Genomic DNA, 19,730 nt, shown 5'->3' on the forward strand with positions numbered 1-19,730 from the left:
GCCCTGACCGTCACCCGTTCATCTCGGCCAGATGCCGGTCCAGATCGTCCAGCCTGTCCTGACCCCAGAACCGCTGGTCGTCGGGCGTGATGTAGAACGGTGCGCCGAAGACACCCCGATCCACGGCTTCCTCGAGGTTGGCGGCATAGGTTTCTGCCCCCACCAGCAAGCCGCTGTCTGCCAGACCGGGATCAAACCCCGCTTGCGTCAGACATTCGCGGATGACATCGTCCTGTGCGATATCCTTTTCCTCGGCCCAGCAGGCGCGAAGGAAGCTATGACACAGCTTACCCACATCGCCCGAGCCGTCCTTGATCGCGGCAATAACCGCATAAGATGACGGGGCCATGTTGGTCGGCCAGTGCGCGGGTTTCAGATTGAACTCCATCCCCAGATTCTTCGATTGGCGCAGCAGCTCCTGTGCGCGGTACTCGATACGAGAGATATGCCGGTCTTTCGGAGGGGTCCCCCCGGTGCGCGCGAACAGGGCGATAATGTCCAGCGGCTTATAGTTGATCGTCGCGCCGTGTTTCGCCGCGATTTCTTCCAACCGCATCCCTGCCAGATAGGAATAGGGCGAGAGTGTCGCAAAAAAGTAGTCAATCTGGGTCATGTGCACTTTCTCCGCTGCGTTACCTTTGCGGGACGGTAAGGCCATGCTAAGCGGTGTCAACATCACGATTCTGTCACATTGCCATTGCTGCCCGGGGACCTCAGCCGATGCCGACACTTCACGAACCCAAGCTTATCGCTGGGAACGCCAACCTTCCGCTTGCCCAAGCCATCGCACGCCGCATGAGCCTGTACCGAGGCGTTGATCAGGGTCTGGTCGATGCGCGTGTCGAACGGTTCAACGACGGTGAGATTTTCGTGGAAGTGTTCGAAAATGTGCGCGGCGAGGATATGTTCATTATCCAACCGACCTCGAACCCGGCCAATGACAACCTGATGGAACTGCTGATCATCGCCGATGCGCTGCGCCGGTCGTCCGCGCAGCGGATCACCGCCGTGATCCCGTATTTCGGGTACGCCCGTCAGGACCGTCGCACCAAGGCCCGCACGCCCATCAGCGCCAAGTTGGTGGCCAACATGCTGACAGGGGCCGGGATCGAACGGATCCTGACCATGGACTTGCATGCGGCCCAGATTCAGGGCTTTTTCGATATGCCCGTGGACAACCTTTATGCCTCGCCCATCTTTGCGCTGGATGTGAGGCATCAGTTCAAGGGAAATCTGGATGAAATCATGGTCGTTTCACCTGACGTGGGCGGCGTGGCCCGCGCGCGTGAACTGGCCAAGCGGATCAACGCCCCTTTGTCGATCGTGGACAAGCGCCGCGAGAAAGCGGGCGAAGTGGCCGAGATGACCGTGATCGGGGATGTGAAGGACAAGATCTGCCTGATCGTGGACGACATGTGCGACACCGCCGGAACGCTGTGCAAGGCGGCGCAGGTGCTGCTGGATAACGGTGCGAAAGAGGTTCATTCCTACATCACGCATGGCGTCATGAGTGGCCCTGCAGTGGAACGGGTGACAAATTCGGTGATGAAGTCGCTGGTGCTGACCGATACGATCCAGCCAACCAAAGAGATATTGAGCGCCAAGAACATCCGGATTGTTCCGACTGCGCCAATCTTTACACAGGCGATCCTGAACATCTGGAACGGAACCAGCGTGTCATCCCTGTTCGAAGACAAGACGCTGACGCCGATCTACGAATCCATGTACCAGATGGATTGAGTTTGGACGGGTCGACAGAATGTGTCGTCCCTTTCTTTTTTGAACCACCGATTGCGCACAAGTCTGCCTCATGCGCGCGATCAGCGACACAAGCGGACCGATCTCCATGACTGGCAACAAACGCATTGTTCTTTCCAGCGACCACGCGGCAATCGAGCTGCGTCAGGCCGTGGCCAACCACATCGCGCAGCAAGGATGGGACGTGGTCGATATCGGCCCGACGACCCCGGAAAGCACCCATTACCCCAAACACGGCAAGGCCGCGGCACTGGCCGTAGCCTCGGGTGATTGCGGATTGGGGATAATCCTCTGCGGCACGGGTCAGGGCATCATGATGGCCGCAAACAAGGTGCCCGGCATTCGCTGCGGCGTCTGTTCGGACGCGTTTTCCGCCCGGATGATCCGCCAGCATAACAATGCCAATATGCTGTCGATTGGCGCGCGTGTTGTCGGCGAAGGACAGGCGCTGGATATTGTGGATGCGTTTCTGGGTGCCGAATTTGAAGGCGGCCGCCACGCCACACGGGTCGACATGATCGAAGCGCAGGACGACTGAGCTCCGCGCCTGTCCTGCAAGCCCAGGATCAGGAAATGTCCCAGTCGTCCGGGTGTGCCACCTCTCCAAACGCGGTCCAGCTGATCCGGATGCGGGCAATTCGCGTGTCGGACCAAGTCCGAAACACCGCTTCAAACCCTTCTGTGGTGACATTTTCTGCCTGAACCTCGGCGCGCAGGGCTGATGATGTGTCGACATCCCAAAGGGAAATCCCGATCTGAACCATGGGCGGGCTAAGAAACGTGTCCTTGAATTGGATGGGTTTCCGACGTTCGCGGGGGCCTTCGCCAGTCCACATGTCCCCGCCTTCGGCAAATTCCGAAAACAGAACACTTTCACCTTGATCGATGCCAATGGGATGGGTCAGAAATTTTTTCATGTTTTCATCATTATACTTGAATTTCCGCAACTTATCCCTGCTTTTTGGCAAAAGCACGACAAAAAAACGGCCCCGCAATCGCGAGGCCGTTCCAATTTTCACTGTTAAGCCAATTACAGGCTCATATGCGTCCCAAGCGCTTCCATGTCGGCCAGCAGCTTGGCGGCTTCGTCGACGATCGACATATCGTCGCCGCCCTTTGCCGCTTCGTGCGAGGCGCGTGCCTCGGCAATCAGCTCGTCCATATGCGAACGGGTGATTTCCGAAACCGGAACCGCCTTTTCGGCCAGAACCGACAGGCTGTCGCCGTTGATCTGGGCAAACCCGCCGGTGACCAGGTATTCGCTGGACCCTTCGGGTGCCTCAACCTTCAGCAGACCGGGGCGCAGCGTTGTGATGGTGGGGGCGTGATCGGGCATCGCCGTCATGTCCCCGTCTGCGCCGGGAATCTGGACCGCGGTGACCTCGAGCGAAGCTAAGCTCCGCTCGGGGCTGACGAGGTCGAAATGCATCGTGTTTGCCATCAGGGATACTCCTTAGGCGGCTGCTGCTGCCATTTTTTCGGCTTTGGCGATCACTTCGTCGATGCCGCCAACCATCAGGAAGGCTGCTTCGGGCAGGTGATCGTATTCGCCAGCCACAACGGCCTTGAACGACGAGATGGTGACATCCAGAGGAACCTGAACCCCCGGCGAGCCGGTGAAGACCTCGGCCACGTCGAACGGCTGTGACAGGAAGCGTTCGATCTTACGGGCACGGGCCACGGTCAGCTTGTCCTCTTCCGACAGTTCGTCCATGCCGAGGATGGCGATGATGTCCTGCAGCGACTTGTAGCGCTGGAGGATCTGCTGAACGTCGGTCGCAACCTTGTAGTGCTCTTCCCCGACGATGGCCGGGTCGAGCAGGCGCGAGGTCGAGTCGAGCGGGTCAACCGCAGGGTAGATACCCTTTTCCGAGATCGCACGGTTGAGAACGGTGGTCGCGTCGAGGTGCGCAAACGAAGTTGCCGGCGCGGGGTCGGTCAAGTCGTCCGCAGGCACGTAGATCGCCTGCACCGAAGTGATCGATCCGGCCTTTGTCGAGGTGATGCGTTCCTGCAGGGCACCCATGTCAGTGGCCAGTGTCGGCTGGTAGCCCACAGCGGACGGGATACGACCCAGCAGAGCCGACACTTCGGAACCCGCCTGCGTGAAGCGGAAGATGTTGTCGACGAAGAACAGAACGTCGGTACCAGACTGGTCGCGGAACTGCTCGGCCAGGGTCAGTCCGGTCAGAGCAACACGCGCACGCGCACCCGGAGGCTCGTTCATCTGACCGTAAACCAGGGCCACCTGGCTTTCCGACAGGTTGTCCGGCTTGATCACGTTCGATTCGATCATCTCGTGGTACAGGTCGTTGCCTTCACGGGTCCGTTCACCAACACCCGCAAACACCGAGAAGCCCGAGTGCACTTTTGCGATGTTGTTGATCAGTTCCATGATCAGAACAGTTTTACCAACGCCGGCGCCGCCAAACAGGCCAATCTTACCGCCTTTGGCGTAAGGGGCCAGCAGGTCAACCACCTTGATGCCGGTGACCAGAACTTCCGACTCGGTCGACTGTTCGGCAAAGGTCGGTGCGGGCTGGTGGATAGCGCGAACTTCGGTCGCCTCTACCGGACCTTTTTCGTCGATCGGCTCGCCGACGACGTTCAGGATGCGGCCCAGGGTGGCATTGCCAACCGGAACCGAGATCGGTGAACCGGTGTCGGTGACCACTTCGCCACGGACCAGACCTTCGGTCGCGTCCATCGCGATGGTGCGGACAGTGTTTTCACCCAGGTGCTGAGCAACTTCCAACACCAGGCGCTTGCCATTGTTGGTGGTTTCCAGCGCGTTCAGAATTTCAGGCAGCTGATCTTCGAAGTGCACGTCGACGACGGCCCCGATGATCTGTGTGACTTTGCCTTTTGCATTCGCCATGTTTCGTCTCCGGTTTGTCTCTACAGCGCCTCGGCGCCGGAAATAATTTCAATCAGCTCGTTGGTGATCACGGCCTGACGCGAGCGGTTGAACTGGATCGTCAGCTTGTCGATCATCTCACCCGCGTTGCGCGTCGCGTTGTCCATTGCGGACATCCGCGCGCCCTGTTCAGACGCTCCGTTTTCGAGCAGAGCCGAGAAGATCGCGGTCGCAACCCCCTTGGGCAGCAAGTCGGCCAGAATGGCCTCTTCGCTGGGCTCGTAGTCGAAGATGGCACCGCTGTCGTCACCTTCCGATTCCTCGAACGAGGCGGGGATGACCTGCTGTGCCGTCGGGATCTGGGTCACAACGTTGACGAACTTCGAATAGAAGATCGTGGCAACGTCGAACTCGCCCCCGTCGAAGCGGGACAGGATGTCCTTTGCGATGTCCTGCGCGTTGGAATAACCCAGACGCTTGACCTCACTCAGGTCCACATGCCCAACGAACAGATCGCCAAAATCACGCTTGAGCGCGTCACGGCCTTTCTTGCCGACGGTCAGGATCTTGACCGTCTTGCCCTTGCCGCGCAGCTCTTCCGCCTTCTGGCGGGCCAGCTTGGCGATGTTCGAGTTGAAGCCGCCACACAGGCCGCGTTCAGCTGTCAGCACAACCAGCAGATGGACATCATCACTGCCCGTACCACGGAGCAGCTTGGGGGCGCTGTCGCTGCCCCCAACCGACGCCGCCAGCCCCGCCATCACGGCATTGAACCGCTCGGCATAAGGGCGCGAGGCTTCGGCAGATTCCTGGGCGCGGCGCAGTTTTGCGGCCGCGACCATCTGCATGGCCTTGGTGATCTTGCGGGTCGATTTGACCGACTCGATCCTGTTTTTAAGGTCCTTCAGACTAGGCATCGGAACCTCCTATCAAGCGAAGGTCGCGGCGTATTCGTCGATCGCTGCTTTGAGTTTGTCGGACGCTTCACCTTTGATCTTTGGATCTTCGTCGGTGATCCACTTCAGCAGGTCTGCGTGCTTGCCGCGCAGATGCGCCAGCAGACCGGCCTCGTAGCGGCCAACGTCAGATACATCGATCTTGTCGAGATAGCCGTTGGTGCCAGCGAAGATGACGCAGACGATTTCCGCGTTGGTCAGCGGCGAGTACTGCGGCTGCTTCATCAGCTCGGTCAGGCGCGCACCACGGTTCAGAAGCTGCTGGGTTGCGGCGTCGAGGTCGGAACCAAACTGCGCAAAGGCCGCCATTTCGCGATACTGAGCCAGTTCCAGCTTGACCGGACCGGCAACCGATTTCATCGCGTCGGTCTGAGCCGACGAGCCCACACGCGAAACCGACAGACCGGTGTTCACAGCAGGACGGATGCCCTGATAGAACAGTTCGGTTTCCAGGAAGATCTGACCGTCGGTGATCGAGATCACGTTGGTCGGAATAAAGGCGGAAACGTCACCACCCTGGGTCTCGATAACCGGCAGAGCCGTCAGCGAACCAGCACCGAAGTCTTCGTTCAGCTTTGCCGAACGTTCCAGCAGGCGGGAGTGGAGGTAGAAAACGTCACCCGGATAGGCTTCGCGGCCCGGCGGGCGACGCAGCAACAGCGACATCTGACGATAGGACACGGCCTGTTTCGACAGGTCATCATAGATGATCAGCGCGTGACGGCCATTGTCACGGAAATATTCTGCCATCGCGGTTGCGGCATAGGGTGCCAGGAACTGCATCGGTGCCGGGTCGGACGCGGTTGCGGCGACAACGATCGAATATTCAATCGCACCGGATTCTTCCAGTTTCTTCACCAGCTGGGCAACGGTCGAACGCTTCTGACCGATCGCAACGTAAACGCAGTACAGTTTCTTCGACTCGTCGTCGCCCGCTGCTTCGTTATAGACTTTCTGGTTCAGGATGGTGTCCAGAGCCACGGCGGTTTTACCGGTCTGGCGGTCACCAATGATCAGCTCGCGCTGGCCACGGCCAATCGGGATCATCGCGTCAACCGATTTCAGGCCGGTTGCCATCGGTTCGTGCACCGATTTACGCGGAATGATACCGGGTGCTTTGACGTCTGCAACGCCGCGCTTGGTGGCATTGATCGGACCTTTGCCGTCCAGCGGGTTGCCCAGACCGTCAACAACACGGCCCAGCAGCTCGTCACCGATTGGAACGTCCACGATCGAGTTTGTGCGCTTGACGGTGTCACCTTCTTTGATGTCACGGTCAGAACCGAAGATAACGACACCGACGTTGTCGCTTTCCAAGTTCAGCGCCATCCCCATGATACCGCCGGGGAATTCGACCATCTCACCGGCTTGAACGTTGTCCAGGCCATATACACGGGCAATCCCGTCACCGACGCTCAGCACGCGACCGATCTCGGCCACTTCGGCTTCCTGACCAAAATTCTTGATCTGGTCCTTCAGGATTGCAGAAATCTCTGCAGCTTGGATTCCCATTTATCCGACCTCTTTCATTGCATTCTGTAGGGAGTTCAGCTTCGAACGGATCGAACTGTCGATCATTTTCGAGCCCACTTTGACGACAAGACCGCCGATGAGGCTTTCATCAACGGTCGCATTGATAGTTACGGTCTTGCCCACACGCTCGGACAGCGTCTTGGACAGTTTTTCCAGTTGTGTCTTGGTCAGCGCCTTGGCCGAGGCGACATCGGCGGTCACTTCGCCACGCTCATCAGCCAGCATGTCACGCAGCACCTGCACCAGTTGCGGCACAACAAACAGGCGGCGTTTCTGCGCCATCAGACCCAGCGTATTGCGCAGGATGGCGTTCAGGCCCATCTTGTCAGCAATTGCGGTGATCGCAGCTTCCTGCTGAGTACGCGAAACCAGCGGCGATGCGATCAGGTCGCGCAGGTCGGCACTGTCGCCCAGTGCTGCTGCCAGATCATTGATGCCGGATTCCAGACCCGCAAGGTCATTATTCTCTTTTGCGATCTCGAAGATCGCGGTGGCATAGCGCTCGGCGATGCCTGTGGAAATCGAAGCTGGTTCGGACACGTCCACCCTTCCGATATTTGAGGCCCCGATTTTGGGTAGCGGCCGCTACCTTGGGGCGTGAGGAAACCCCGGCCAGACGGTCGGGGATCAAAATCACCGGGGATGTAGCAGAGGTGAACCAACCAAGCAATACGCTATAGCGGTAACAGATTTATCCACAAAATGTTAATTTTCATACACTTACACCAAGTGCGACCGTTTGGACCGGTCGCGGCAGTTGAAAAATGTTACGAATATGCAGGTTTTTGCGATTCCTGTGACTTTTTTCTCGCGAATTTGTCACTTTGGGATGCACACGGTTGTCACGCTGGCTTTAGCAGACCATCAAGCGCCTTGATAGGCTTCCTGATGGCATCTTTGGTGACATTGCCCCGGGGCGGATGAATGTTCTTTGTGACCTCGACCATCAACACCCCGCCCGCCATGACAGTTGGAATGCGCTGGCCAGTTTTTTCGATCAGACTGCCCGACTTCAACCAGAACCGCCGGAAGGACGGCGGCATGTAAAGAGCCGAGCAATGCGCCTCGGGCAGGAAGTAGTGCGACCTGAGCTGATTTTCCAGCTGAGTGGCGGAATAGGGACGGCCAAAGCCAAATGGCGTTTTGTCCGTACGTGACCACAGACCCGCCCGGTTCGGAACAATGAACACGGCCCTGCCACCGGGGCCCAGAACGCGCCAGCATTCCTCGAGCAGCTGGTTTGGCCGCTCGGACGTCTCCAGCCCGTGCATCACCACAAGCTTGTCCACGTGACCGGTTTCAATGGGCCACCGGGTCTCTTCCGTCAGGACCGAGACATTGGGCATCCCCGCGGGCCAGGGCATCACACCTTGCGGGCCGGGCATCAGCCCGATGACCCGGCGCGCATCGGCCAGATAAGGGCGCAACAGCGGCACGGCAAAGCCAAAACCGGCAACTGTCTGACCTTTGGCTTCGGGCCAGAGCTCGGTCAGCCGCCCGCGAATAGCCGCCTGTGCCGCGCGCCCAAGGGTGCTGCGGTAGTAGAAGTTCCTCAGATCCTGCACATCAAGATGCATTGCGGACATCCGGTCAATCGGCTTAGCTGGGCGCAGTCTAGCAATGAAAGGGCAAAAGGCCATGCCTCTTGAAATCGTTACAATCCCGTGCCTCAGCGACAATTACGCCTTTCTGGCCCATGACAGCGGCAATGGCCAGACTGCGCTGATCGATGCCCCAGAAGCCACGCCGATTCTTGCGGCGCTGGAAGATCGGGGATGGGCGTTGTCACATGTGCTGCTGACCCATCATCACTGGGATCACGTTGAAGGGCTAGCCGAAATTCTGGCCAAACACCCTACAATGGTCATCGGTGCGGCCGCCGACGCGCACCGCCTGCCCCCGCTGGACCAGCAGGTTGCCGAAGGCGACAGCTTTGAGGTCGGTGGCGAACCAGTCGAGGTGATGGACGTTTCGGGGCACACGGTTGGTCATATCGCGTTTTATCTTCCGCAAAGCGCGGTCGTCTTTACCGCTGACAGCCTGATGGCCCTCGGATGTGGACGTCTGTTCGAAGGCAGCCCGGCGCAGATGTGGGCGTCGCTGAGCAAGCTGGCCGCTTTGCCGGACGACACTCTGGTCTGTTCGGGGCATGAATATACACAATCCAACGCAAAATTCGCCATTACCGTCGATCCCGAGAACGCTGCGTTGAAACAGCGAATTGCCGATATCGACCGCGCCCGCGCCGCTGGCGAAGCCACTGTTCCGTCGATTTTGGCGCTTGAAAAAGCCACCAACCCGTTCCTGAGGGCCACTGATCCGGCGATTCAGGCCCATCTTGGTATGGCAAACGCCGATCCTGCGGCGGTTTTCGCCGAAATCCGGGGTAGAAAAGACAGGTTCTGATGCTTATTTGCCCCTCTTCACGGCCACGGTCACAACAAATGTGACTGTCAAGTGAAAGAAAACCCTTGAAGCCGGGCCACGATCAACCAAACTCTAATAGTATGAGGACATGGTTGGGATGGGGTTCCGGCCGAAAGCCCGCCCCCTTCTGACCCAAGACAGAGGAGCACCCGCGTGCCTTCATTCTCGAGCACACTGGAACAAGCCATCCACGCGGCCCTTGCGGCTGCGAATGAACGGCGACACGAATTTGCAACGCTGGAGCATTTGCTGCTGGCGCTTCTGGAAGAACCCGATGCGGTGCGCGTCATGAAAGCGTGCAGCGTCGATCTGGACGAGTTGCGCAGCACTCTGGTTGAGTTCATAGACGAAGATCTTTCAAATCTGGTCACGGATATCGACGGGTCCGAAGCCGTACCGACGGCAGCGTTCCAGCGCGTCATTCAGCGCGCCGCAATCCATGTGCAAAGCTCGGGCAGGACCGAAGTGACCGGTGCCAATGTACTGGTCGCCATTTTTGCCGAGCGCGAAAGCAATGCCGCCTATTTCCTTCAGGAACAGGACATGACCCGGTACGACGCGGTCAATTTCATCGCCCATGGCGTGGCCAAAGACCCCGCTTATGGTGAAAGCCGGTCGGTATCCGGTGCGGATCAGGTGGAAGAAGAAGCTCAGACAGGATCCGGCGACACGGAACAAAAAGAAAGTGCGCTTGGGAAATACTGCATTGACCTGAACGCGAAATCGCGCGCGGGTGATGTCGATCCGCTGATCGGGCGCGCGGATGAGGTGGAACGCTGTATCCAGGTGCTGTGCCGCCGCCGCAAGAACAACCCGCTGCTGGTGGGCGATCCGGGCGTGGGCAAAACCGCCATTGCCGAAGGTCTGGCGCACAAGATCGTCGCCGGAGAAGCCCCAGATGTCTTGGCACACACCACCATCTATTCGCTGGATATGGGCGCACTGCTGGCCGGGACCCGTTATCGCGGCGATTTCGAAGAGCGCCTGAAGGCGGTTGTAACCGAGCTGGAAGAGCACCCCGACGCAGTGCTGTTCATCGACGAAATCCATACCGTGATCGGTGCCGGTGCAACCTCGGGCGGGGCGATGGATGCCTCGAACCTGCTGAAGCCTGCGTTGCAGGGCGGCAAGCTGCGCACCATGGGCTCGACCACCTACAAAGAGTTCCGACAGCATTTTGAAAAGGACCGAGCCCTGTCGCGCCGGTTCCAGAAGATCGATGTGAACGAACCTTCGGTTGAAGACAGCGTCAAGATCCTGCGCGGTCTGAAACCCTATTTTGAGAAACATCACGACATCAAATACACCGCTGATGCGATCAGAACCGCAGTCGAGCTGTCGGCACGTTACATCAACGACCGCAAGCTGCCCGACAAGGCCATCGACGTGATTGATGAGGCTGGCGCGGCGCAGCATCTGGTGGCGGAAAGCAAACGGCGCAAGACCATCGGGGTCAAAGAGATTGAGGCCGTGGTTGCCAAGATCGCCCGCATCCCGCCCAAGAACGTCACCAAGGACGATGCCGAGGTGCTGAAAGACCTCGAAGCCTCGCTGAAACGGGTGGTCTTTGGGCAGAATCTGGCGATCGAGGCGCTGGCCAGCGCAATCAAACTGGCGCGCGCCGGCCTGCGGGAGCCTGAAAAGCCCATCGGCAACTATCTGTTTGCCGGTCCGACCGGTGTGGGCAAGACCGAGGTGGCGAAACAGCTGGCGGATACGCTGGGCGTTGAACTGCTGCGTTTCGACATGTCGGAATACATGGAGAAACACGCGGTCAGCCGTCTGATCGGCGCACCTCCGGGCTATGTCGGGTTCGATCAGGGGGGTCTGCTGACCGACGGTGTCGACCAGCATCCGCATTGTGTGTTGCTGCTGGACGAGATTGAAAAGGCGCACCCGGACGTGTTCAACATCCTGTTGCAGGTGATGGACCATGGCGAGCTGACTGACCATAACGGTCGTACAGTGAACTTCCGCAACGTGGTGCTGATCATGACCTCGAACGCGGGGGCGCAAGAGCAGGCCAAGGCCGCGATCGGGTTCGGTCGTGACCGTCGAGAGGGCGAAGACACTGCCGCGATTGAACGCATGTTCACGCCGGAATTCCGCAACCGTCTGGATGCCGTGATCTCGTTCGCGCCGCTGCCGAAAGAGGTCATTTTGCAGGTGGTCGAGAAATTCGTCCTGCAACTGGAAGCCCAACTGCTGGATCGTGGTGTGACCATTGATCTGACACCCAAAGCCGCCGAATGGCTGGCGGACAAAGGGTATGACGACAAGATGGGTGCGCGCCCGCTGGGCCGTGTCATTCAGGAATACATCAAGAAACCGCTGGCCGAAGAGTTGCTGTTTGGCAAGCTGGCAAAAGGCGGTGTGGTCCGTGTCTCGGTCAAGAAGGGTGATCTGGATCTTGATATCCTTGGCCCGGATCAACCGCGCATTTCGGGTGACAAGCCTCCGCTTCTGACGGCAGACTGATCGCCCACCGCATCAAACAGAAAACCCGCCTACCAAGGCGGGTTTTCTTCGTTTCGCCCAACACAGACAAGGACTCATCCACTCGACCGGGGTCGCGTTAGCGTCTCGGTTATACTGCGTGTGAAACGCCTGTCTGACATGCGCCGCCTTGATTCTCCAACGGCTCTGGTCACTGTGGCCGGTATCGCCAATAACCGGTTGCGGGGCGGCGGCTTGTTTTCGTGGCTGCTGAGGGCCAGAGGCTTTACCTTTCGGTCAGCTTCAACTCGATCCGGCGGTTTTGCGCGTGTGCCTCCGGCGTATCAGCGGGGTTGACGGGCTGGAATTCGCCAAACCCGTTGGCTGCAAGGCGGTTGGGCGGAATGCCCAGCGCGTCAACCATATAGCGCACAACCGACAGCGCGCGACCCTGGCTGAGCTCCCAGTTGTCGCGATACCGGCCCGACCCCGCCAGAGGAACGTTGTCGGTGTGGCCGTCGACCCGGATCACCCAGTTCAGACCGGGCGGGATTTCAGCAGCGACACTGCGCAGGATGCTGGCCACCTTGGCGACCTCCTGCTGCCCTTCTTCGGACAGCACGGCGGACCCGGTCGGGAACAGAACCTCGGACGAGAACACGAACCGGTCGCCTTCGATGCGCACCCCTTCCTGACCGCCAAGGACATCCCGCAAACGACCAAAAAATTCCGAGCGATAGCGTTGCAGATCCTCGGCCTGTGCCGCCAATTCCTGGTTCTGCCCGGCCAGTGCCTCGGCCTCGGCCTCAAGACGCAGGCGTTCCGCTTCTTCCAGTAGACGTCGCCTGCGTTCTTCGGATGCGGCACGGGCCAGCGCTGCGTTCAGGTCCTGCCCTAATGTCTGAATCTGCACCTCGGCGGCGGCGTTGCGTTCTTCGAAATCGTCTAGCAGCGACTGCAAGGAGCCCAATTGCCCGCGCAAGGCGGCGATCTGCTGGTTCAGCAGTGCGGCTTCTCGCTGCGCTTCGACAGAGATTTCTTTTTCTTCCGAAAGCGTCGCATTGGCGAGGTCCAACAAGGCCTGCCGCTGCTCGGCCAGAGAGCGTTGCGCATCAGCATCCGCCTGCGCTTGCGTCTGCGCCTGCAAAGCGGCTTCAAGCTGGGCCCGCAGTTCATCCGGGTTCACGTCGCCAAACTGACGCTCCAACGCGGCACGCGCCGCCTGTGCTGCGGCCAGCAGGGTGAGTGTGTCTTCGGCCTCTTTGCGTTGCGCTTCCAGAGCAAGTGTCATGGCCGTCAGCTCGGCATCGGCATCCAGAAGGCGGTTACGCAACGCCTCGGCGGCGGCGGCTTCGGCCAGACGGGCGGCTTCTTCATCGCTGAGCTGCTGTTCAAGGGTGGTGATCTGGGCGTCCCGGTCGGCGCTGCCTTGCTCCAGATCCGCCACCAGCGCTTCCAGTGCTTCACGACGGGCAGCGGCCAAACGGGCGGCTTCGGTCTGTGCGTCGATTTCCTCGCGGCTTTGGGCAAGGGCCAGGCTCAACGCCTCTTGCTCGGTCAGCAGTTTCGCGCGCTGCGATTCAAGCACTGCAATATCACCCAGTGCCCGTTCCTGTTCGGCCAGCAGGGCTGCTACCTGCGCTTCAAAATTGGTGATCCGGGTCTGCGCCTGATCCAGAGCGGCAGCCTGGCGGTCGCGCTCGGTGGTCAGTGACGCGATCAGTGACTGGGCTCGCGCCAGATCGTCTTCAGCCTGAGACAGGGTGGTATTCAACGCCCCAAGGCGCGCCTGCAACCGGCTGTTTTCGCGTTCTTCCAGCCCCAGCGCACCCGCCAGCGCCGCGATTTCGTCAGCCAATGTGGTCAGTTCGTCTTCCTGACCCGAGATGGTTTCGCGCAGCACAAACTGGATCACCATGAAGATGGTCAGCACAAAGGTCAGCACCATCAACAGCCCCGTCATCGCGTCGACGAAACCGGGCCAGACCGAGCCCTGGAACCGTTGACCGGTGCGGCGGGACAGCGCCATGGGCTATTCTCCTTCCGGCGTGGTGCGTACCGCACCGCGCGGCAGGGTCAGCGCCTTGACCAGCAGTTCAATATCCTTGCGGAACTCATTCATGCTTTCCTGCCGGCCCGCCGAAATCTCTTCGAGGATACGCAGCAGCTGCACATCCATCGAGCGCAGGCGCATCCGGCTTTCGGCGTCGATACCTTCACCCGCACCGTGATCGCGCATGTGATCCAGCAGGGCTTCCTGACCCAGCGCCACGCGTTCCAGCGCCGCCGTAACACTTTCGGTATTGGCCTGACGGTTGTTCATCTCACCGATCACATCGACCAGCAAACCCAGCTTGGCGGAAACCTCGGCCCGGTCGCTTTCCTGCGCAGAGAACAGATCCTGCAAGGCATCCATCTGTTCGGACATGGCGTCCAGCACCGGCGTGAGCACGGCAATTTCGGCACCGCCTTCTTCTCCACCTGCGAAACCTAAGCGGGTGATCGAAGACAGCCATTCTTCAAGCTCGCGATAGAAGCGGTTCTGCCCGTGCCCTGCAAAAACTTCGAGCAAGCCGACGATCAGCGACCCGGCCAGACCCAACAGAGACGATCCGAACGCAACACCCATCCCCTGCAATTGCGCCTCGAGCCCGGTCATCAGGCGGTTGAAAACGGCCAGCCCTTCCTCGCCCTCCTGCGGGTTTAGGCTGCGGATGGTATCGACAATGGCCGGCACGGTTGTCGCCAGTCCAAAGAACGTACCCAAAAGACCCAGATAGATCAGCACGTTGGTGATATAGCGGGTGATTTCACGCTCTTCCTCGACCCGTTCGGCCACAGAATCCAGAATAGAGCGGGTCGAGGTCGAACTGATCTGCGACCGCGCACCCCGTTCGCGCAGCAATGAGGCCAGAGGTGCCAACAATTGCGGTGTGCGGGCGTCTTCACGAACAACACCGCCAACGAATGCCTCAATCCAGCGCACGGACCCGATCAGTTGTGTCACCTGATAGAAACAGGCAAACACGCCGATCAGGAACACCATCAGGATGAAGCCGTTCAGGTACGGGTTGGCGAAGAACACCGGCAACACATAGGGCAGCGCCAGAAACACACCCAGCCCGGACAGGCCGATCGCCATCAACATCAACAGAATCTGTCGCGTTGGATGCGAGAAATGGGGTCTCGCGCCCTGATGTGCCTGCGCCATGCGCGTGGTTCCCGGTATTTGCCTGCTCTGCGTCGAAACTAGCGAAATTCCACTGGTGACGCCAAGAGTTTATGCGGTAATACTGCGCACCCGTTGCGCCAACCACTCAAGATCGGGGTCGCGCAGGCCGATCTCGGCCAGATGTTCGGCAGTGTTGTAGAGGTATTCATCATTCGGGCCGCGTCCGCCAACCGCGTGGGCGATGATCCGGGCCTGATCCTCCAAAGGCATGCCGCCGCAGTATTGCACATGGTCGGCATCGATCACATAGGTCACGGCGTTGACGATGTCGCCATTTTCCAGATGCACATCCAGCATACGTTCGACATAGGCCGACGAGATCAGCTCGCGCTCGCGCAGTTCGTGCAGGGTGCGGTCTTCGTGACCGGTTTCAACCGCAAGGGCCAGACCGGTGCAGATCGCGTTTGCCTGTTCGTCCAGCGCCAGCACCAGACCCGGTTCTTCTTCGGTTCCCCGGTGGTGGATCGAGCTCATGCAGAAGGACCGGGCATAGCCATGCAGTGTCGCGCGTTCGCTGCGTGCGACCGGAAAGCCCGGATTCCACAGCAGCGATCCATAACCGAAAACCCACATCGTCATTGCACTGGTCCTTGCCCGTTTGGGCCTATAAACATCAATTCCGAGGCAGGAAAAAGGGCCAAAGCTCATGCGCCGTGTCATACGAGTAGTCATTTTTATCGGCATCCTGTGGAGCGCCTATTGGTTTGTCGCCGGATATGGCCTGCGCGTGGCAATCACTGGCTGGTTTGATCAACAACAGGCCCGTGGCTGGCTGGCTGATTTCTCGGACGTGACAACGGCAGGGTATCCGACCCACCACTTGACCCGCCTGAACAATCCCGCCCTTGCCGACCCGGTGAATGGCACAGCCTGGAGCGCGGACTGGATCGAATTTGAAAGCCCAGCGATCTGGCCCGGCCGGCAGGTGCTGCGGTTTGCCGAAACGCCCCAACGTCTGTCTTATTACGATCAGACGTCAACGATTGTCGCAGATGAGTTGATTGCCGAACTACAGTTGCAACCCGGCGTTTCGCTTGTGCTTGAGAAACTGGCGCTGACGGCAGGGGCTTGGTCGGTGACCGAAAACTCCACAGCACTGGCCGCTGGGGACACCCTAAGCCTGATCATGGCGCAAACATCCCAACCCGAAGCTTATGCCATTACCGCCCGCGCGGATGGGTTCACACCCGGTGACCGGTTGCGGGTCCTTATGAATTCGGCCGCGTCGCTGCCGCAGTCCTTCGAAACGCTGGAACTGGACATGGTCACCACGTTCAGCAAAGTCTGGGACAGGTCGGCGCTGGAACACAGCAGACCGCAGCCCGTGGCCATAGACCTGCGACTGGCCGAGATCAAATGGGGTGGGTTACGCCTGTTTGCGGCTGGTAAGCTGGATGTAGACTCACAGGGTGTTCCGAGCGGTGAGATCGCCGTCAAGGCCGAGAACTGGCGCGATATGATCGACATGGCAAACGCGGCAGGTGCCCTGCCCGATCAGGCGGTTGATCCTGTCACCCGTGCACTGAATTTTCTGGCAGGGTTGGGCGGCAACCCCAACGCGCTGGACCTGCAACTGAACTTCCGGGATGGTTTTGTAGCCCTGGGGCCGGTGCCGCTGGGCCCTGCCCCGCGGCTGATCCTGCGTTAACGGCAATACGCTCCGCTGCGGTAGCGTGCCGTATCCAGATGGAAATGATCGCGATGGTAGCCGTCCGAGTTCGGCCCCAATACCGTACCGAACGGGCCACACGCACCGCGCCAGATCTTCTGCAATTGCTTCTGTGACGGGTTCTTGCGCCATCCTTCCAGGACGGTCACGACCTCACCATCGGCCAACTTGAAGGCCGAAATATCGATGGCGCGTCCTTTGCCGTGCTCGGAAATCCGCGCGCCCTTGCGGTTGTTGCGAGTTCGGCACGCATAATGGGCTGCCACCTGCAATTCGACCACCGGGCCGCGACGTTTGAAGGTGGGTTTGACCGTTTTGTCGACCCATTTGTTCAGTGCAACTGCGGTGCCGCAATCCATCGTCGCCGGGCGGCTGAGTGCCACACCGGAAACAGAGGTGATCTGCACCGCATCTTTTACGCCACAGGCCGAGTTGTCGCTGCCGACCCTGCCGACGGGCTTGCCCTGAATGGCGATATCTCCGCAAACTGACCCTTTACGCAGCTTGCGCTTCTTGAAAAGCACCTGCTGTTCAAGCGATTCAGGTCTCAAGTAAGGCATCAGCGACGTGTCGGGCCCCAGCAGTGGCAATTCCGATGGTCGCGCCAGTGCAGCAGTGACCTGCGGTGAAACCGGACGTGAGATGGGGCGCAGATCGGTTATGGCCGCGACGGACACCGGGGCAACAGCGGACACAACCTGAACGTTGTGCTGGTCCAGAATCGGACGTGCGGGAGGAACCAGAGATCGTTCCAGAGGTGTTGCCTGTGTGGCCACGGCGCACAACGCCATGATCCCGATCAGAAATTGCCCCCGGTATAACCTCATGAACCTGCCTTTCCCCGCCCGAAATCCGGTGCGTCGGTGTCCTGCCCCGCATCGATGATGCCGCGACGAATAGCACGGGTATGGGTGAAGTAGTCAAACAAATGTTCCCCGTCCCCGGTCCGGATGGCACGTTGCAGCGCAAACAGCTCTTCCGTGAACCGGCCCAGGATTTCCAGCGTCGCGTCTTTGTTGGACAGGAACACATCGCGCCACATGGTCGGGTCGGATGCGGCGATGCGAGTGAAGTCCCGGAAACCCGCGGCCGAGTATTTGATCACTTCGCTATCGGTCACCCGGCGCAGATCGTCGGCCACGCCAACCATCGTGTAGGCGATCAGGTGCGGCGCATGGGACGTGACGGCCAGAACCAGATCGTGATGATCGGCGTCCATCTCATCGACATGGGAGCCCATACCTTCCCACAACGCCCGAAGGCGGGCGATTGCATCCGGGTCGGTTCCTTCGACGGGCACCAGCAGGCACCAGCGATTGTCGAACAATCTGGCAAAACCCGATTCCGGACCGGAATGTTCCGTCCCTGCCAAAGGATGCGCGGGAATGAAATGCACACCTTCGGGGATATGCGACTGAACTGCGTGAATGACATGCCGCTTGACTGACCCCACATCCGACAGGGTCGCGCCGGGCTTGAGCACGGGTGCGATGTCTTCTGCGACGGCCCCCATTGCCCCCACAGGCACGCAAAGAACGACAAGATCAGCACCTTCGACCGCTTCGCGCGCCGTGTCACAGACGCGGTCGCACAGCCCGATTCTGCGCGCGGTGTCACGTGTCGCCTCGGACCGGGCATAGCCGGTCACTTCCCCGGCCAAGCCCCCACGCTTGATCGCCCAGAACATGGAGGAGGCAATCAGGCCCAGCCCGATCAGCGCAACCCGGTCGTAAATCTGGCTCATGCTGCGCCCTCTTTGAATGCTGTAATCACCGCAACGACGCGGCGGCAGGCTTTCTCATCGCCCACGGTGATCCGCAGGGCATTCGGCAGGTTGTAGCCTGCAACCCGGCGGACAATCAAACCCTGCGTTTTCAGATAGTCATCACAGGCCTCGGCCTCGGCCCTATCGGCAAAACGCGCGAGGATGAAATTGGTACAGGACGGGTCCGAGGGTACGCCAATCTTGTCCAGCGCCTCTGCCAGCCACACTCGCAGGCGCGCATTTTCAGATTGGCAGAACGTCAGGAAATCGACGTCGCTGATCGCTGCTTCGGCTGCGGCCAGGGCTGTCAAAGACAGGTTGAAGGGCTGACGCACTCGGTTCAGAACATCGATAATCGATTGGTGCGCATACCCCCAGCCGACCCGCATCCCGCCCAGCCCGTACACTTTCGAGAATGTGCGGGTCATGATCACGTTCTCATATGCATCCACCAAAGACGCGCCGCCATCGAAACCGTCGACGAATTCGGCATAGGCACCGTCCAAGACCATCAGGCAGGTATCAGGCAGACCCTGCGCCAGATGGTCCAGCTCGTCGTTCGAGATCATGGTCGAGGTCGGGTTACCGGGGTTGGTCACAAACACGATCCGCGTCTGGCTGGTTACGGCGGCCAGAATGGCATCCACATCGACTTTGCGGTCGCGCTCGGCCACCATGACCGGTGCGGCACCTGCCATGCGGGCGATGATCGGGTACATGGAGAACCCGTGTTCGGTATAGATCACCTCATCCCCCGGCCCTGCATAGGCCTGAGCGATGAATTGCAGCACCTCGTCGCTGCCGACACCGCAGATGATCTGCGCAGGGTCCAGTCCGTGACGCGCGCCGATGGCCGCGCGCAAACTGGCGTGGTCGGTGTTGGGGTACCGATGCAAAGTGGCCGCGCTGTCGCGCACCGCCTCAATCGCCTTGGGGCTGGGGCCGAACGGGTTCTCGTTCGAGCTCAGCTTGATCACATGCTCAACACCCGCCACATGTGACTGGCCGCCCTGATAAAGCGCGATGTCCATAATGCCGGGTTGCGGGGTGATCTTGGTCATGAGAGGCTCCGTTGAATGGGCCCCTCATACCTGTCT

19 protein-coding genes are annotated in these 19,730 nt (G+C 59.7%); 5 read left to right on the forward strand and 14 right to left on the reverse strand.

The window, feature by feature from the left end; translation table 11 throughout:
* Window positions 1–10: 10 nt before the first annotated feature.
* On the reverse strand, window positions 11–613 hold the full coding sequence (locus tag AC2FLZ_RS12225) for a 2-hydroxychromene-2-carboxylate isomerase (RefSeq protein ID WP_480519173.1): 603 nt from the start codon (window positions 611–613) through the stop codon (window positions 11–13).
* A gap of 107 nt (window positions 614–720) precedes the next feature.
* On the opposite strand from AC2FLZ_RS12225, the gene AC2FLZ_RS12230 reads away from it, so the two are divergent.
* Together AC2FLZ_RS12230 and rpiB are read left to right on the forward strand one after the other, a co-directional pair.
* Entirely contained in the window at window positions 721–1,740 is a 1,020-nt protein-coding gene (locus tag AC2FLZ_RS12230) for a ribose-phosphate pyrophosphokinase (protein WP_480553913.1), read from the forward strand.
* A gap of 106 nt (window positions 1,741–1,846) precedes the next feature.
* Window positions 1,847–2,296 carry a ribose 5-phosphate isomerase B gene (gene rpiB, locus AC2FLZ_RS12235; protein ID WP_480487551.1) on the forward strand — a complete coding sequence of 150 codons (450 nt, stop codon included), beginning with the start codon at window positions 1,847–1,849 and terminating at the stop codon, window positions 2,294–2,296.
* 28 nt (window positions 2,297–2,324) lie between these two features.
* Here rpiB and AC2FLZ_RS12240 read toward each other — a convergent pair whose 3' ends face one another.
* The 7 genes from AC2FLZ_RS12240 to AC2FLZ_RS12270 all read right to left on the reverse strand — a co-directional run bounded on the left by AC2FLZ_RS12240 (window position 2,325) and on the right by AC2FLZ_RS12270 (window position 8,681).
* Window positions 2,325–2,675, reverse strand: a complete 351-nt coding sequence (locus AC2FLZ_RS12240) for an H-type lectin domain-containing protein (protein WP_480553912.1) — start codon at window positions 2,673–2,675, stop codon at window positions 2,325–2,327.
* Window positions 2,676–2,788: 113 nt separating this feature from the next.
* Window positions 2,789–3,199, reverse strand: a complete 411-nt coding sequence (locus AC2FLZ_RS12245; protein WP_209504801.1) for a F0F1 ATP synthase subunit epsilon — start codon at window positions 3,197–3,199, stop codon at window positions 2,789–2,791.
* A 12-nt stretch (window positions 3,200–3,211) separates the two neighbouring features.
* Complete coding sequence (gene atpD, locus AC2FLZ_RS12250) at window positions 3,212–4,636, reverse strand: F0F1 ATP synthase subunit beta (RefSeq protein WP_480475437.1); 1,425 nt, start codon at window positions 4,634–4,636, stop codon at window positions 3,212–3,214.
* Window positions 4,637–4,656: 20 nt separating this feature from the next.
* Complete coding sequence (locus AC2FLZ_RS12255) at window positions 4,657–5,532, reverse strand: F0F1 ATP synthase subunit gamma (protein WP_480482282.1); 876 nt, start codon at window positions 5,530–5,532, stop codon at window positions 4,657–4,659.
* Window positions 5,533–5,544: 12 nt separating this feature from the next.
* Complete coding sequence (gene atpA / locus AC2FLZ_RS12260) at window positions 5,545–7,083, reverse strand: F0F1 ATP synthase subunit alpha (protein WP_480475432.1); 1,539 nt, start codon at window positions 7,081–7,083, stop codon at window positions 5,545–5,547.
* Window positions 7,084–7,644, reverse strand: a complete 561-nt coding sequence (locus tag AC2FLZ_RS12265; RefSeq protein ID WP_480493594.1) for a F0F1 ATP synthase subunit delta — start codon at window positions 7,642–7,644, stop codon at window positions 7,084–7,086.
* Between the two features lie 302 nt (window positions 7,645–7,946).
* A complete protein-coding gene (locus AC2FLZ_RS12270; RefSeq protein ID WP_480622105.1) occupies window positions 7,947–8,681 on the reverse strand; it encodes a class I SAM-dependent methyltransferase in 735 nt (244 codons plus the stop codon).
* 61 nt (window positions 8,682–8,742) lie between these two features.
* On the opposite strand from AC2FLZ_RS12270, the gene gloB reads away from it, so the two are divergent.
* Both gloB and clpA read left to right on the forward strand, forming a co-directional pair.
* Entirely contained in the window at window positions 8,743–9,510 is a 768-nt protein-coding gene (gene gloB, locus AC2FLZ_RS12275) for a hydroxyacylglutathione hydrolase (RefSeq protein ID WP_480605199.1), read from the forward strand.
* 174 nt (window positions 9,511–9,684) lie between these two features.
* Window positions 9,685–12,009 (forward strand): ATP-dependent Clp protease ATP-binding subunit ClpA, encoded by a 2,325-nt coding sequence (gene clpA / locus AC2FLZ_RS12280; protein ID WP_480622104.1) that lies wholly within the window; start codon window positions 9,685–9,687, stop codon window positions 12,007–12,009.
* Window positions 12,010–12,253: 244 nt separating this feature from the next.
* Here the strand turns inward: clpA and AC2FLZ_RS12285 are convergent, their stop codons facing one another.
* From AC2FLZ_RS12285 to AC2FLZ_RS12295, 3 genes are all read right to left on the reverse strand, one after another.
* Entirely contained in the window at window positions 12,254–13,996 is a 1,743-nt protein-coding gene (locus tag AC2FLZ_RS12285; RefSeq protein WP_496882219.1) for a peptidoglycan -binding protein, read from the reverse strand.
* 3 nt (window positions 13,997–13,999) lie between these two features.
* Window positions 14,000–15,178 carry a biopolymer transporter ExbB gene (locus tag AC2FLZ_RS12290; protein ID WP_480482292.1) on the reverse strand — a complete coding sequence of 393 codons (1,179 nt, stop codon included), beginning with the start codon at window positions 15,176–15,178 and terminating at the stop codon, window positions 14,000–14,002.
* 69 nt (window positions 15,179–15,247) lie between these two features.
* Window positions 15,248–15,778, reverse strand: a complete 531-nt coding sequence (locus tag AC2FLZ_RS12295) for a gamma-glutamylcyclotransferase (protein ID WP_267365629.1) — start codon at window positions 15,776–15,778, stop codon at window positions 15,248–15,250.
* A 67-nt stretch (window positions 15,779–15,845) separates the two neighbouring features.
* Here AC2FLZ_RS12295 and AC2FLZ_RS12300 point away from each other — a divergent pair, with 67 nt between their 5' ends.
* On the forward strand, window positions 15,846–16,847 hold the full coding sequence (locus AC2FLZ_RS12300) for a DUF2125 domain-containing protein (RefSeq protein WP_480553906.1): 1,002 nt from the start codon (window positions 15,846–15,848) through the stop codon (window positions 16,845–16,847).
* On the opposite strand, the gene AC2FLZ_RS12305 is transcribed toward AC2FLZ_RS12300, so the two are convergent.
* Genes AC2FLZ_RS12305 through hisC form a run of 3 tightly spaced genes read right to left on the reverse strand, consistent with a single transcriptional unit; the run spans window position 16,844 to window position 19,694 of the window.
* Complete coding sequence (locus AC2FLZ_RS12305) at window positions 16,844–17,695, reverse strand: extensin-like domain-containing protein (RefSeq protein ID WP_480605191.1); 852 nt, start codon at window positions 17,693–17,695, stop codon at window positions 16,844–16,846. The genes AC2FLZ_RS12300 and AC2FLZ_RS12305 overlap by 4 nt on opposite strands.
* On the reverse strand, window positions 17,692–18,612 hold the full coding sequence (locus AC2FLZ_RS12310) for a prephenate/arogenate dehydrogenase family protein (RefSeq protein ID WP_496882220.1): 921 nt from the start codon (window positions 18,610–18,612) through the stop codon (window positions 17,692–17,694). The genes AC2FLZ_RS12305 and AC2FLZ_RS12310 overlap by 4 nt, the downstream gene beginning before the upstream one ends.
* Entirely contained in the window at window positions 18,609–19,694 is a 1,086-nt protein-coding gene (gene hisC / locus AC2FLZ_RS12315) for a histidinol-phosphate transaminase (RefSeq protein ID WP_496882221.1), read from the reverse strand. The genes AC2FLZ_RS12310 and hisC overlap by 4 nt, the downstream gene beginning before the upstream one ends.
* Window positions 19,695–19,730: the final 36 nt, after the last annotated feature.

Source organism: Ruegeria sp. YKSF131 (assembly GCF_059612645.1).